Consider the following 12,344-nt stretch of genomic DNA (forward strand, 5'->3'; position numbering starts at 1 on the left):
CCTGAGGTTGATTCGAAATCCTTCGATGCAAGGGGTGCGCGGTGAGCGAGTTGCCAGTCGTCGTGGTCGGTGCCGGACCTGCGGGTTTGTCCGCGGCGGCGCATCTGGTCGGGCGTGGTGAGCAGGTGCTCGTGCTGGAGGCGGGCGAACGGGCTGGTGCGGCGGTGTCGCAGTGGAACCACGTCCGGCTGTTCTCCCGGTGGAGCGAACTGGTCGACCCGGCTGCGGAGCGGCTGCTCGCGCCGACCGGGTGGACGCGGCCTGACGGTGACGCCTATCCGACCGGTGCGGAGTGGGCCGACCTCTACCTCGCGCCACTGGCGGCGGTTCTTGGTGACCGGGTGCGCTTCGGGGCGCGCGTGGTCGGTGTCGCGCGGCGAGGGCGGGACCGGGTCGTGGACGCGGGCCGCGAGGAGGAGCCGCTGACGGTGCATGTGCGGACCGCGGCCGGTGAGGAACGCGTCTCGGCGCGCGCGGTGATCGACGCGTCCGGAACGTGGGGCTCACCCAACCCGCTGGGCGGCGATGGCCTGCCCGCGGTGGGGGAGGAGGCAGCGGCGGCGCAGATCGGTTACCGCGTGCCGGATGTCGCGACCGAACGCGAGCGGTACGCGGGCAAGCGGATCGCGGTCGCGGGTAGCGGGCACTCGGCGCTCACGGCGCTGGTCGCGCTCGCTGACCTCGCCGAGCAGGAGCCGGGCACGAAGATCGTGTGGCTGCTGCGCCGGGGTGCGGTCGGGAACGCGTTCGGTGGCGGCGAGGCAGACCAGCTGCCCGCGCGCGGCGCACTCGGCCTGCGGGCGAGGAAGGCGGCCGAGGCCGGTCACATCGAGACCGTCACCGGGTTTCGGGCCGCCGCGGTCGAGCGGGATGCCGACGGCAGGCTCACGCTGGAGTCGTTCGACGGCCGGCGTGTCGGCGGCGTCGACGAGGTCGTGGTGCTGACCGGGTTCCGGCCGGACCTGTCGTGGCTGTCGGAGATCCGGCTCGACCTCGACCCGGTGCTGCAGGCGCCGGCGAGGCTCGCGCCGTTGATCGATCCGAACGTCCACTCGTGCGGCACCGTCTACCCGCACGGGGAACGCGAGTTGCGGCACCCCGAGCCGAACGTTTACCTGGTGGGCATGAAGAGCTACGGACGCGCGCCGACGTTCTTGTCGCTGACCGGCTACGAGCAGGTCCGCTCGGTGGTCGCGGCGCTCACCGGCGACCACGAGGCCGCCGGACGGGTCGAGCTCGTGCTGCCCGAGACCGGGGTCTGCGGCGGCGCGGGCGTGTTCGACGCTCCCGAGGAGCAGAAGAACAGCGGCGGATGCTGCGGCACGCCAGAAGCGGTGACGATCGGCCTCGCGCCCGGTGCACGCTGACACGTCGGCGCGGCCCGGCATCGACGCCGGGCCGCGCCGCGTGCTGATCGTGTTGTGCGCCACCGAGATCATCAGCTGGGGCGTGCTCTACTACGCCTTTCCCGTGCTGTTGCCGACGATCAGCTCGCGAAGCGGGTGGTCGCTCGCGGCGATCACGGCCGGGTTCTCCGCGAGCCAGATCGTCGCGGGCCTGGTGGGAGTGCCGGTGGGCAAGCTGCTCGACCGGCACGGCCCGCGGGCCATCATGACCACCGGCTCGGTCCTCGCCGTCCTCGCGCTCGCGGCACTGGCGAGCGCGCGTTCGCTGGCCTGGTTCACCGCGGCCTGGCTACTGGCCGGGGTCGCCATGGCGGGAGTCTTCTACGCACCCGCTTTCGCCGCGTTGACCCGCTGGTACGGACCACGCCGAGTGTCCGCGCTGACCGCGCTCACCTTGGTGGCCGGGTTGGCCAGCACCGTGTTCGCGCCACTGACCGCCGTGCTGAACGACCACGTGGGTTGGCGTGGCACTTACCTCGCGCTCGCGGGATTTCTCGCTGTCACCACGATTCCGCTGCATCTGTGGGGTCTGCGACTGCCATGGCCGGCCGTTGAGCACGACGGCGGTCACACGCCGTCGGCGGTGGCGCGCAGCAGGCCGTTCCTGGTGCTCGTGGTGGCGATGAGCCTGGCCGCGTTCAGCGTGTACGCCGTCGTGATCAACCTCGTCCCGCTGCTGACCGAACGCGGCATGACGACCTCGGCCGCCGCGGTCGCGCTCGGTCTGGGTGGCGTCGGCCAGGTGCTCGGCCGCCTCGGTTACGCCAGGCTGGCCGCGCGGACGTCGGTGCGCACCCGAACGCTGCTCGTCCTCCTGGTCAGCGCTGTCGTGACCGTGCTGCTGGGGGTGGTGCCCGGTCCGGCTCTGCTGTTGGTCGCGGGTTCGGTGCTCGCCGGCGTCATGCGCGGGATCTTCACGCTGGTGCAGGCGACCGCGATCACCGACCGGTGGGGCTCCGTCCACTACGGACAGCTCAACGGCCTGCTCACCGCGCCGGTCATGCTCACGGCAGCCGTCGCGCCGTGGGCGGGCAGCGCCCTGGCGGCCTGGCTGGGCGGCTACCCGGCGGTGTTCGTCGTGCTGGGGGTGGTCGGGGTGCTGGCGGCCGCGTTGTCGACCGCCAGCGTGCCGCGTTAGCCGAGCAGTTCGGTGACCAGGCCGCGCACGCGGCGGTCGATGTCGTCGCGGATCGGCCGCACGGCGTCGATGCCCTGGCCGGCCGGGTCCTCGAGCTGCCAGTCGAGGTAGCGCTTGCCGGGGAAGACCGGGCAGGTGTCGCCGCAGCCCATCGTGATCACCACGTCGGACGCTTCGACGTCCTCGGTCGTGAGCTTCGACGGCACCTCGGCGGTGATGTCGAGGCCCCACTCCGCCAATGCCGCCGCGGCGGCCGGGTTGACCTTCTCGGCGGGTTCGGAGCCCGCGGAGCGCACGGCGATGCGGCCCATGCCGTAGTGCTGCAGCAGTGCCGCGGCCATCTGGGAACGGCCCGCGTTGTGCACGCAGACGAACAGCACCTCGGGGGTGTGGGACACGGCGGTACTCCTTGTTGCTTCGAGGTCTTCAGTCGTGGAGCAGTTCGGACAGCAGGCCGCGGACGCGGCGGTCGATGTCGTCGCGGACCGCCCGGACGGTGTCGAGCGAGGCACCGGCTGGGTGGCGACCGCCCAGTCGAGGTAGCGCTTGCCGGGGAGGACCGGGCAGCTGTCGCCGCAACCCATGGTGACGACCACGTCGGCGGCGCGCACGACCTCGTCGGTCAGCGGCTTGGGGAACGCCTCCTCGGTCAGCTCGATCCCGAGTTCGGCCAGGGCGTCCGTGACGGTCCGCGGGATGGCGCCGGTCGGCTTGCTGCCCGCGGAGCGCACGGACACCTTGCCGAACGCGCGGGCGAACCGCCCGGTCAGGACCGGCAGGTAGGTGGTGACGGTGGCGTTCCCGGCGAGCAGGTCGTAGGTCTCGTCCACGACCTGCGCGACGGTCTCGCGGCTGAACACCCCGTGGAAGGAGTCGTTGAGTTCGTCGGTGATCCGGAGCAGCTGAGCGGTGAGCTCGTGCTGGGGGAGTCCGCGGGTGCGGGACATCAGCTCTCCTTGGACCGAAGTTCGTCGATGCAGATCACACCCTCTGTATCGACATTTGTCAATCCAAACCGCTATGGTGCTGGTCATGACGCGCCCGGACCAGACGCTGCTCGACTCGACGGCCGCCGCGCGCCTGTTCAAGGCACTCGGCGACCCGGTACGGGTCGAGCTGGTCGGCCTGGTGCGCCGGACCGAGGGGCAGGAGGCGTGCTTCTGCGACCTCGCCGACCAGTTCGACATGCCCCAGTCGTCGCTGAGCCACCACCTCAAGATCCTCGTCAACGCCGGTGTGCTCAGCCGGGAACGCCGCGGCACGTGGAGCTGGTACCGCGTCGACAACGCCGCCATCGACACCCTCGCGGCCGTGCTGGCGCCAGGAGGACCGCTGCGCGACACCAGCGCCTGCTGCGACTGACCTGATCACGCTCGTAGTCACCGATGCCCGTCATCGGGCGACCACGCCTGTCCACACCCAGGAGAACCTGTTGAGCACCACGGAAACCGCGGCACCGGACGTGCTGCACCGACTGTCCTTCTTGGACAGGTTCCTGCCGGTGTGGATCGGCGTCGCCATGGTCGCCGGCCTGCTGCTCGGCCGCTTCGTCCCCGGCCTGCAGGGCGTCCTGGACGCGGTGAAGATCGGCGAGGTGTCGCTGCCGATCGCGCTGGGCCTGTTGCTGATGATGTACCCGGTGCTCGCGAAGGTCCGCTACGACAAGCTCGACACCGTCACCCGCGACCGCCGCACGATGGTCCTGTCGCTGGTGTTGAACTGGGTTCTCGGCCCGGCGCTGATGTTCGCGCTGGCGTGGATCTTCCTCGCGGACCTGCCCGAGTACCGCACCGGCCTGATCATCGTCGGCCTCGCCCGGTGCATCGCCATGGTCATCATCTGGAACGACCTGGCGTGCGGCGACCGCGAGGCCGCCGCCGTGCTCGTCGCGCTCAACTCCGTGTTCCAGGTCGTCATGTTCGGTGTGCTCGGCTGGTTCTACCTCGACCTGCTGCCCGGCTGGCTCGGTCTCGACACCGCAGCCGTGGACTTCTCGGCGTGGGAGATCGCCCAGTCGGTGCTCATCTTCCTCGGTATTCCTCTGCTGGCCGGATATCTGAGCCGCAAGCTGGGGGAGCGGTCCCGCGGCCGCGAGTGGTACGAGTCGAGGTTCCTGCCGCGCGTCGGCCCGATCGCCTTGTACGGCCTGCTGTTCACGATCGTCATCCTGTTCGCGCTGCAGGGCGAGACCATCACCAGCCAGCCGTTGGACGTCGTGCGGATCGCGCTGCCGCTGTTGGTCTACTTCGCCATCATGTGGGCGGGCTCGTACGCGCTCGGCAAGGCGTCCGGGCTGTCCTACGAGCGCACCACGACGCTCGCGTTCACCGCGGCGGGCAACAACTTCGAGCTCGCCATCGCCGTCGCGATCGGCGTGTTCGGCGTGACGTCCGGGCAGGCGCTGGCGGGTGTCGTGGGTCCGCTGATCGAGGTGCCCGTGCTGGTCGCGCTCGTCTACGTCAGCCTGTGGTTGCGGCGTCGCTGGATGGCACGTGCTGACGTCTGACGTCGTGGTGATAGGCGGTGGCCAGGCGGGCCTGGCCACCGCCTACTACCTGCGCCGCGCGGGCATCGACCACGTCGTTCTCGACGCGCGGCCGGTGCCGGGAGGGGCGTGGCCGCACGCGTGGAACTCCCTGCGGCTGTTCTCCGTCGCCCGCCACAGCTCGTTGCCCGGCTGGCCCATGCCGTCCTTTTCGGACGGTTACCCGACCGCACAGCACGTCGTCGACTACCTCACCGCCTACGAGAAGCGCTACGACGTGCCCGTCCAGCGGCCGGTCCAGGTGACGGAGGTCAGCCACGGTCCCGACGGGCTGCTGGTCCACACCGATGCCGGCACGTGGGCGGCGCGGCACGTCATCAGCGCGACCGGCACGTGGTGGCGGCCGTTCCGGCCGTTGACCGGGCTGCCCGGCCGTCAGCTGCACACCGCGGACTACGCCGACCCGCTCGAGTTCGCGAGCCGGCGGGTCGTCGTGGTCGGCGGCGGCAACTCCGGTGCGCAGATCGCGGCCGACCTGTTGCCCCACACCGACCTGACCTGGATGACCCGCCGGCCACCGCGGTACATGCCCGACGAGATCGACGGCAAAGCCCTGTTCGACATCGCCACCCGCCGCGGCGGCGTCGGTGAACTCGGCGACATCGTCGCGGTACCGCCGGTGCGCGAGGCACGTGACAGCGGACTGCTCGTCGCCACGCCGGTGGACGACGACGTTCTTGCCGCTGCCGACGTCGTCGTGTGGTGCACGGGATTCCGGGCGGCCCTCAGCCATCTCTCGCCGTTGCGGCTGCGTGACGCCGACGGTCACATCGCGGTCGACGGCACCACCGCGCTGGATGAACCACGCCTGCACCTGGTCGGGTACGGCGGCTGGACGGGTCCCGCGTCCGCGACGCTCATCGGCGTCGGGCCCACCGCCAAGGCAACGGTCGCGAAGATCGCCGCGGACCTGGCGATCAGGCGGTGACCGGACGGCGGTCGCCGCGCACGCCGATCAGCGCGGCGGCCATCCGGTCGGTCGTCTCCGGCCGGACGCGGTAGTACACCCACGTGCCACGGCGCTCGGCGTCGACCAGGCCGGCCTGCCGCAGCAGCTTGAGGTGGTGCGAAATCGTCGGCTGCGACAGGTCGAACGCCGGCGTCAGCTCACAGACGCAGACCTCGCCGTCAGGCCCCGAGGCGATCATCGACAGCAACCGCAGGCGCACCGGATCGCCGAGCGCCTTGAACATCGTCGACAGCTCCGCCATCTTCGCCGCGGCGAGCGGCTCTTCCGACAGCGGCTCGCAGCAGCCCGCGTTCTGCTTCGACATCTTTCAATGTTGACGGCACTTCGCGCTCCACGCAAACAGCGGGGGCGTCAGTGGCTGCCGGTGAGTTCGCTGCTGAGGGTGTCGGCGACCACGCCGATCGCGAGGTTGGCGGTGGCCACGGCGACCGCGACGGTGATGGCCATGACGCTGATCTCGCCGGCGGGCATGCGCCTGAGATGTCGGACACCAGCGCTCGAACACGATGCACAGGATCATCAGGAACGGGATGTCGTCGACCAGCTTGGCCGTCATCAACGACTCCATGAGTCCCACCAGCGCGAACGCGATCGCGTACGGCAGGATCGAGGTCAGGGTCGCCCACGTGAACGGCACGTCCGGGATACCGGGAATCGGCAGCTTGCCCTCGTCGCCCATGGTGGGCACGGCGATGCCGGGGGCCGGTGGTGAGCGCGGTCAAAGAGCTGCCGTGACGAGGACGCCTTCGAGCTCGTTCATTCACAATGGACCTAGCGCGGCCGGCGTTCCTCAGTGTGGGAAGGAAAGGCGGGGACCCACACGGGCGCCCCGCCCCTGTCGAACTCAGAGAACGCGGACGGACACGGCCTGCGGCCCCTTGGGGCCTGAGGCGACCTCGAACTCCACCGGCTGGTCGTCCGGGATGCCCTGATAGGCGTATCCCTGGATTTCCGTGTGGTGCACGAAGAGATCAGGGCCGCCGCCCGCCGGAGCGATGAAGCCGAATCCCTTGCTGCCGTTGAACCACTTGACGGTTCCCTGAGTCATCGACGAGCTCCTTCGGTCGACCGGAGCACGCCGAGCGCCGCCGGGAAAGTCGAGTCCACGATCTGGTCGTCGCGCACCGGGTGCGCCGAACGGGGTTCGGCACTCGACGTGATGCCCGACAGGCCCAGCATCAGCAGCAGGTCCCGGCAGTCGTCCACGTCGCGGGAGTGCTCCGCCACCCGGCGGGCGGCCTGGCGTTGCTGGACGGCTTCCGCTGCCTCCGCGGCGAGGCGAGCCTCTGCGAAGCAGACGGCTGCGCCTTTCGCGCCGCCGTGCGGTGCGGGTCGTGTCATGGGTGCATCAGCCCCGTGGAGGACCAGATTCCGTGAAAGACCGAAAAGAACAAGGGGAAATGCGGGCGATCCGGCGACAAGCCGGTGCTCCAATCTCCGGCCGGAGGAGACGTGCACCGGACCGGACTGGATGGGGCCCGCGGCGGCTGGATGCCGGCAACTGGAACCCCAACGATCCCGACCCTACCCGACGGGCCACAGGACCTCGGGTGTGACGTGGTGTTTCGCCGCGGCCGCGTCTGGTAGCCGGCAGTCCCGACCGCTCCGGAACCGGCGGCGTTCCCGGAGTCCGGGACGGGCCACGACGGGTGCTCACGGGCGAGAAGGCTCGTTCCAGATGCTGCCGGGGTCATCCCGAGCTGCCGCTCGCCGTCGCCTTCCGCACGTTCACGTGCCTAGGAGTGACGGCCGGGCTTCACTACGGCGTCTTCAATGCCCACCGCGCCTGGCGGGTCGCGCTCGCGATGACCGGCAGCATGGCGACGCAAGGCCGGATCATCAGGCGCTGCTCATGCGCTCTTTCAGCGTTCTGAGGACGGCCGCTGGGCCGGTACCGGCTCCTGGAAGAGATTCGTCCAGGACGGCTGATCGAGCTCGGGTGAACTCGACGTCGCGTGTGGATCGTGTGTTTCGGGGTGGCTGAACAGGTGGTTCGTCTGGTGCAGAGTCACTGGATGCTTTCCGTTCGAGGACAGGGCGGGTAGTGGTTTTCTCATCGGTCCGATCTTCTTCGCGGCCTGGGCGTGGTCATGGCGAGTGGTGCGGAGCCAGAGCGACTGCACGGCGCGAGGGATACGAGGACTCGAAGCACATCTACCTCGTGCCGCCAACGGTACACCTCATTGTCGTTCTGTGTGGTTTGTATGCAGTTTCTTGCGCCGCGAGTTCTCGGTGGCCAGGAGGCGGGCGAGCCGTTGGGCCGTACGGAGTGATGTAGGCCATCCACACCGCTGGGGCGCGCACCGGGTCGATGCCGCCTGGACGCGGGGCGGAACGATCACGTGGTCGCCGTACGGTGCCGTACCGGCTCTGTAGGAAGGTCGGCACCACCCGAGTCTGGGTCTCCTGGCGCGAGACCAGCCACCTCGGGGCCGACCGCCCCCGCGAACTTGGAGTTGCGCGAACTCGGATCGCGTCAACGGGACCAGCTCCTCCAGGAGAAACGCCGAGGTGGCCTCGGAGTCGTTGGCCGGCAACGCTTCCAGCCGCACGCCGGAGTACGTCAGCAGGCCGCGTGGGCCGCTCTTCCACCGCTGCCGGACCCCCGACACCTGGCGAACCTGCCGGAAGGCCGGCGACGCAGGCCGGACCGCTGGCGATCGACGCGCCCTTGACGGACTGCTGAAACAGATCGCGAGGCGGAGGCCGCAGAAACCCCGGATTCGACCCCGAACTGCCGGAGCCGGCCATCGGCGAATTCCTCAACCAAGCCGATCCGGACGGCGCCGCGACACAGGTTCCCGCTCATCCCACAACATCCATCCACAATGGAATGCATGGTCGGAGCTGGCACCGCCGATGGTCGCGACACCACCTGTTTCCGGCCGCATCGGCTACAGTGTGGGGCGCAGGGTCGTTGATCGGCCCGTCCACTCGCTTCGTCACCGCCGCGGTCCGCGTGCACCAGGCCGCGGCTCCGCAGCGATCTGAGGAAGACGGAGTTCGCATGGCACCGACCGCGTCCATCGCCGATGATCGAGTCGGCCGCAACGTCGTCCCCGCCGCCACGTCGGAGGGCACGTACCTGCTGGCCGGGGCTTTGGAGCGGTATGTGTGGAAGGTCGCCGGGGTTCTCGGTGTGCCGCGCGACGGCGCCAGCTTCGAGGTCACCGACACCGCCACGGCCTACATCGCGCTCGGCTGCCGTGCCGTCGCTCATCCGGACCGCGACGTCATGCTCGTCTGGAGTGCGACGCAGGGCTGGGCGGTGTCGATCGAGACCGACCCGGCCGAGTCGTTGATCGTGCTCGCCCGGCTCTCCGGGGACATCGTGCAGGCGCCGGAGGTGGTGGCTGGTTTCGTCGCCGAATCAATGGCGCTCCCCGGCGCCCGGCAGCTGCCGGCGGCCCGCCCGGCGCTCCTGGGCTGGTCAGACCTCGCCGAGTGCATGGAACGCTACGCACCCTGAGCCGCGCCGGAAATCCGCGCCGAATGACTGATCGGCGGATTTTTGAAAATGAAAGACGATATTTCGGTCGGCCTGCGGAAAATGGTGTAGGGTGAATTTTGTCGAGAGCATCTCGCACTTGAGCGTTCAAGCTCACGTCGCACTCGGCGAAACCTGAACCGGTCTTTTCCAGACCGGAGACGGGAGTCCCGGCATGACGTCGGCTCCTCACCACTCCATCGCCCCTCCGGCTGTCCAAGCCAACGAGCTGCCTCGGTGTCCGCTGCGATTGCGGTTGCGGCCGAAGGCGCTCACCACGGGGTATGTCGACGGTGCCTGGTGGCCGCGTTCCCGGGACCTCGCCGCCGAACTGCCCGCGCTGCTCGCGGTGCTGGCGGTTCGGCTGGGCGAGATCCCGCGGGTGAGCTACAACCTGACCGAGTGGGAGACCGCGCCGCGCCAGATCGCCGTCGACGGCGTGCGGGTCCGGCTCAACGGGTTCTGGTCCCGGCCGCCGCACACCGTGGACGTCATCGCGGGAGACCGGCGCCGGCTGACACTGCTCCTCGTCCCGCCGGACACCGGCCCTTCCGCCGCCCACCACGCCATGATGCGCGCCGCCCAGCGTGACAACACCGACACCGCCGAGGGTCTCCTCCGCGGTGATGAGTCCACTGTGGTCGGCAGCGCCTGCATACCCGAGCAAACAAGGCAAGGAGTTCGATGACGACACCGATCCACACCTCCGCGTACGAGCGCAGGCTCAAGATGGTGGAGGACGTGCTGACCGGCCAGGCGAAACTGGGCGGCAAGGCAGCACGGGATCTCGCGGTGCACGTGTTGCGCGCGCTGGACCACATTCCCGAGCGGGTGCGTTGACCTCGCGCCACTACGACAACGGCGTGGCACAGCTGATGTGGGGCACTCGACTGCTCCGCGTCGGTTGTGCGTTCACCTATCGCGCCGAAGTGCCCACGCCGGCGGTGTTCCTCGTGCGGCCGCTGTGGAGCGCGGACGTGCGGGTGAGCCAGGAACATCTGGACGTGAAGCCGGACGTCCCGCTGCGGCACCACTTCGACCTGTACGGCAACCGGAACACCCGCGTGGTGCTGCCCCCTGGTCTGTCCACAGTGCACTACAGCGCGTGGGTGGACGTGCCGGACAGGACGGAGGACGTGGACGAGACCGTTGCGGAGACACTGCCCGACGGCCTTCCGGACGACGTCCTGCTGTACACGCTGCCCAGCCGGTACTGCGTGTCCGACGTGCTGGGCGACGAGGCCTGGTCGCGGTTCGGCGCTCATCCGCCCGGCTACGGCCGGGTGCGGGAGATCTGCCGGCACGTCCACCGGTCGCTTAGCTTCGGCTACGGCACCTCCACCGCGTTGTCCACGGCGGCCGACGTCAACGCCGCGGGATTCGGCGTCTGCCGCGACTACGCGCACCTGGCGATCTCGTTCTGCCGTGCGCTCAACATCCCCGCCCGGTACGTCTTCGGCTACCTGCCGGACCTGGACGTGCCGACCGACGGCACGGCGATGGACTTCGCGGCGTGGATGGAGGTGTGGCTGGGGGACCGCTGGTGGACCTTCGACCCGCGCGCCAACGAGCCGCGCAAGGGCCGCGTCGTCATCGGCCGGGGGCGCGACGCCGCCGATGTGGCCATGGTGACGACGTTCGGTGGCCCGGTGCTCGAGTCGATGGTCGTGCAGGCCGAGGAAGACCTGGCACCGCGGTGGCGCTGAGCAGGGACATCCGCGCGGATCGTCGTCGGGGGAGTAGGATCGGGGTACCGAGGGCACGTCGTGCAGCAGCGTTCAAGCTGGTGCCGCCTTGGGCGCATCAGGAAGCCCGGCCGTTTCGGCTGGAGGCGGGAGCGCCGAGATGAACTCGGAGCAGCTCTGCACCACTGCGGCGTTGGCCGTGTCGCGCGGTCATCGGCTGACGCGGAATCCGAACTTCGCCGGGGGCTGGCGGCCGTTGTCGACCGACCCGGCCATCGCCGTGCCGCCGCTCGTCCCCCGGGTCCGGCGCACGCGCTGACGCACGCCGTCACCACTCGCACCACTCGTTCCAACACCGACCATCGGAGTGCCCGCATGTCCATGCCCGAGTCCCGCACCGCCCAGCTCGACACCGACGCGGCCTGCGACGTGTGTCCCCACCCGCGGCAGGACCACGACCCGATCGGTGTGCGGTACTGCACCGCGACCACGGCTTCCGCGCTTCCCCGAGGCTGTATCTGCCCATGACCGCGACCGTGACGGCGAACGTGCTGACCACGGCCCGGCTGACGTTGCGACCATGGCGGGTCGACGACGCGCCGGCCGCGCTGGAGGTCTACGGGCACGCCGAGGTGACGCGCTGGCTCAGTCCCGAGATGGACCGGGTCCCGGACCGGGCGGCCATGAGGTTGCTGCTGCAGCAGTGGATCGCCGAAAGCGCCCGGCTGCCGGCACCGGCCGGCCGATGGGCGATCGAACATGCCGCGGACGGTCAGGTGATCGGTGGCGCCGTTCTGCTCCCGCTGCCGCCCGGCCGGGAGGACCTGGAGATCGGCTGGCAACTCCGTCCGGACGCGTGGGGCTACGGTTACGCCACCGAGACGACCCTCGCGCTCGCCGGGTGGGCGTTCAGCCACGACGTGGACGAGGTGTTCGCCGTCGTCCGGCCGGGCAACACCCGCGCCTCCTCGACCGTGCGCAACAACGGAATGCAGTGGGTGGGCGAGACCGAGAAGTACTTCGGCCTCACGCTGCAGGTGTTCCGGCTTCGCCTGGCGGACCTCGATCCGGCCGCACCCACGTCGCCGGAGCCACCCGGACGCGACTGAACGA

The 12,344-nt window shown here is 69.9% G+C and carries 16 protein-coding genes and 1 pseudogene; 12 read left to right on the forward strand and 5 right to left on the reverse strand.

Annotated features, from left to right (window positions below):
• Positions 1-41 precede the first annotated feature (41 nt).
• A complete protein-coding gene (locus tag ACRSBM_RS15325; RefSeq protein ID WP_434444053.1) occupies positions 42-1,367 on the forward strand; it encodes an FAD-dependent oxidoreductase in 1,326 nt (441 codons plus the stop codon).
• On the forward strand, positions 1,357-2,544 hold the full coding sequence (locus ACRSBM_RS15330) for an MFS transporter (protein WP_434444054.1): 1,188 nt from the start codon (positions 1,357-1,359) through the stop codon (positions 2,542-2,544). The genes ACRSBM_RS15325 and ACRSBM_RS15330 overlap by 11 nt, the downstream gene beginning before the upstream one ends.
• Here the strand turns inward: ACRSBM_RS15330 and ACRSBM_RS15335 are convergent.
• Both ACRSBM_RS15335 and ACRSBM_RS15340 read right to left on the reverse strand, forming a co-directional pair.
• Positions 2,541-2,942 (reverse strand): arsenate reductase ArsC, encoded by a 402-nt coding sequence (locus ACRSBM_RS15335; protein ID WP_434453087.1) that lies wholly within the window; start codon positions 2,940-2,942, stop codon positions 2,541-2,543. The genes ACRSBM_RS15330 and ACRSBM_RS15335 overlap by 4 nt on opposite strands.
• A 408-nt stretch (positions 2,943-3,350) precedes the next feature.
• A pseudogene (locus ACRSBM_RS15340) lies at positions 3,351-3,578 on the reverse strand (hypothetical protein); the annotation flags it as partial.
• Here ACRSBM_RS15340 and ACRSBM_RS15345 point away from each other — a divergent pair.
• The 3 genes from ACRSBM_RS15345 to ACRSBM_RS15355 all read left to right on the forward strand — a co-directional run bounded on the left by ACRSBM_RS15345 (position 3,577) and on the right by ACRSBM_RS15355 (position 6,017).
• Positions 3,577-3,906, forward strand: coding sequence for an ArsR/SmtB family transcription factor (locus ACRSBM_RS15345; RefSeq protein ID WP_434444055.1), 330 nt, complete (start codon positions 3,577-3,579; stop codon positions 3,904-3,906). The pseudogene ACRSBM_RS15340 and the gene ACRSBM_RS15345 sit on opposite strands and share 2 nt — an antisense overlap.
• Before the next feature lie 70 nt (positions 3,907-3,976).
• A complete protein-coding gene (gene arsB / locus ACRSBM_RS15350) occupies positions 3,977-5,050 on the forward strand; it encodes an ACR3 family arsenite efflux transporter (protein WP_434444056.1) in 1,074 nt (357 codons plus the stop codon).
• The gene (locus ACRSBM_RS15355; RefSeq protein ID WP_434444057.1) at positions 5,037-6,017 is read left to right on the forward strand and encodes an ArsO family NAD(P)H-dependent flavin-containing monooxygenase; all 981 of its coding nucleotides are present in this window, start codon (positions 5,037-5,039) and stop codon (positions 6,015-6,017) included. Before arsB ends, ACRSBM_RS15355 begins: the two co-directional genes overlap by 14 nt.
• Here ACRSBM_RS15355 and ACRSBM_RS15360 read toward each other — a convergent pair.
• The 3 genes from ACRSBM_RS15360 to ACRSBM_RS15370 all read right to left on the reverse strand — a co-directional run bounded on the left by ACRSBM_RS15360 (position 6,007) and on the right by ACRSBM_RS15370 (position 7,400).
• On the reverse strand, positions 6,007-6,363 hold the full coding sequence (locus tag ACRSBM_RS15360) for an ArsR/SmtB family transcription factor (protein WP_434444058.1): 357 nt from the start codon (positions 6,361-6,363) through the stop codon (positions 6,007-6,009). The two genes, ACRSBM_RS15355 and ACRSBM_RS15360, sit on opposite strands and share 11 nt — an antisense overlap.
• Positions 6,364-6,903: 540 nt before the next feature.
• The gene (locus ACRSBM_RS15365; protein ID WP_434444059.1) at positions 6,904-7,107 is read right to left on the reverse strand and encodes a cold-shock protein; all 204 of its coding nucleotides are present in this window, start codon (positions 7,105-7,107) and stop codon (positions 6,904-6,906) included.
• Positions 7,104-7,400, reverse strand: a complete 297-nt coding sequence (locus ACRSBM_RS15370; RefSeq protein ID WP_434444060.1) for a hypothetical protein — start codon at positions 7,398-7,400, stop codon at positions 7,104-7,106. Before ACRSBM_RS15370 ends, ACRSBM_RS15365 begins: the two co-directional genes overlap by 4 nt.
• A gap of 1,666 nt (positions 7,401-9,066) precedes the next feature.
• Between ACRSBM_RS15370 and ACRSBM_RS15375 the strand changes: the two genes are divergently transcribed.
• The 7 genes from ACRSBM_RS15375 to ACRSBM_RS15405 all read left to right on the forward strand — a co-directional run bounded on the left by ACRSBM_RS15375 (position 9,067) and on the right by ACRSBM_RS15405 (position 12,340).
• Positions 9,067-9,528: a DUF6292 family protein gene (locus ACRSBM_RS15375; RefSeq protein WP_434444061.1), complete on the forward strand. Its 462-nt coding sequence runs from the start codon at positions 9,067-9,069 to the stop codon at positions 9,526-9,528.
• Positions 9,529-9,721: 193 nt separating this feature from the next.
• The gene (locus ACRSBM_RS15380) at positions 9,722-10,234 is read left to right on the forward strand and encodes a DUF5994 family protein (protein WP_434444062.1); all 513 of its coding nucleotides are present in this window, start codon (positions 9,722-9,724) and stop codon (positions 10,232-10,234) included.
• The gene (locus ACRSBM_RS15385) at positions 10,231-10,386 is read left to right on the forward strand and encodes a DUF6307 family protein (protein ID WP_434444063.1); all 156 of its coding nucleotides are present in this window, start codon (positions 10,231-10,233) and stop codon (positions 10,384-10,386) included. Before ACRSBM_RS15380 ends, ACRSBM_RS15385 begins: the two co-directional genes overlap by 4 nt.
• Positions 10,387-10,409: 23 nt before the next feature.
• Positions 10,410-11,252, forward strand: a complete 843-nt coding sequence (locus ACRSBM_RS15390) for a transglutaminase-like domain-containing protein (protein ID WP_434444064.1) — start codon at positions 10,410-10,412, stop codon at positions 11,250-11,252.
• 139 nt (positions 11,253-11,391) lie between these two features.
• Positions 11,392-11,550: a hypothetical protein gene (locus ACRSBM_RS15395; protein WP_434444065.1), complete on the forward strand. Its 159-nt coding sequence runs from the start codon at positions 11,392-11,394 to the stop codon at positions 11,548-11,550.
• Between the two features lie 62 nt (positions 11,551-11,612).
• Positions 11,613-11,759: an RGCVC family protein gene (locus ACRSBM_RS15400; RefSeq protein WP_434453088.1), complete on the forward strand. Its 147-nt coding sequence runs from the start codon at positions 11,613-11,615 to the stop codon at positions 11,757-11,759.
• On the forward strand, positions 11,756-12,340 hold the full coding sequence (locus ACRSBM_RS15405) for a GNAT family N-acetyltransferase (RefSeq protein ID WP_434444066.1): 585 nt from the start codon (positions 11,756-11,758) through the stop codon (positions 12,338-12,340). The genes ACRSBM_RS15400 and ACRSBM_RS15405 overlap by 4 nt, the downstream gene beginning before the upstream one ends.
• Positions 12,341-12,344: the final 4 nt, after the last annotated feature.

The organism is Lentzea xerophila, assembly GCF_051094245.1.
GTDB lineage: Bacteria > Actinomycetota > Actinomycetes > Mycobacteriales > Pseudonocardiaceae > Lentzea > Lentzea xerophila.

Coding starts and splice junctions, on each gene's coding strand:
- ACRSBM_RS15385 (WP_434444063.1), top strand. CDS start 10,231: ATGACGACACCGATCCACACCTCCGCGTACGAGCGCAGGCTCAAGATG.
- ACRSBM_RS15360 (WP_434444058.1), bottom strand. CDS start 6,363: ATGTCGAAGCAGAACGCGGGCTGCTGCGAGCCGCTGTCGGAAGAGCCG.
- ACRSBM_RS15400 (WP_434453088.1), top strand. CDS start 11,613: ATGCCCGAGTCCCGCACCGCCCAGCTCGACACCGACGCGGCCTGCGAC.
- ACRSBM_RS15375 (WP_434444061.1), top strand. CDS start 9,067: ATGGCACCGACCGCGTCCATCGCCGATGATCGAGTCGGCCGCAACGTC.
- ACRSBM_RS15370 (WP_434444060.1), bottom strand. CDS start 7,400: ATGACACGACCCGCACCGCACGGCGGCGCGAAAGGCGCAGCCGTCTGC.
- ACRSBM_RS15365 (WP_434444059.1), bottom strand. CDS start 7,107: ATGACTCAGGGAACCGTCAAGTGGTTCAACGGCAGCAAGGGATTCGGC.
- ACRSBM_RS15395 (WP_434444065.1), top strand. CDS start 11,392: ATGAACTCGGAGCAGCTCTGCACCACTGCGGCGTTGGCCGTGTCGCGC.
- ACRSBM_RS15345 (WP_434444055.1), top strand. CDS start 3,577: ATGACGCGCCCGGACCAGACGCTGCTCGACTCGACGGCCGCCGCGCGC.
- ACRSBM_RS15405 (WP_434444066.1), top strand. CDS start 11,756: ATGACCGCGACCGTGACGGCGAACGTGCTGACCACGGCCCGGCTGACG.
- ACRSBM_RS15380 (WP_434444062.1), top strand. CDS start 9,722: ATGACGTCGGCTCCTCACCACTCCATCGCCCCTCCGGCTGTCCAAGCC.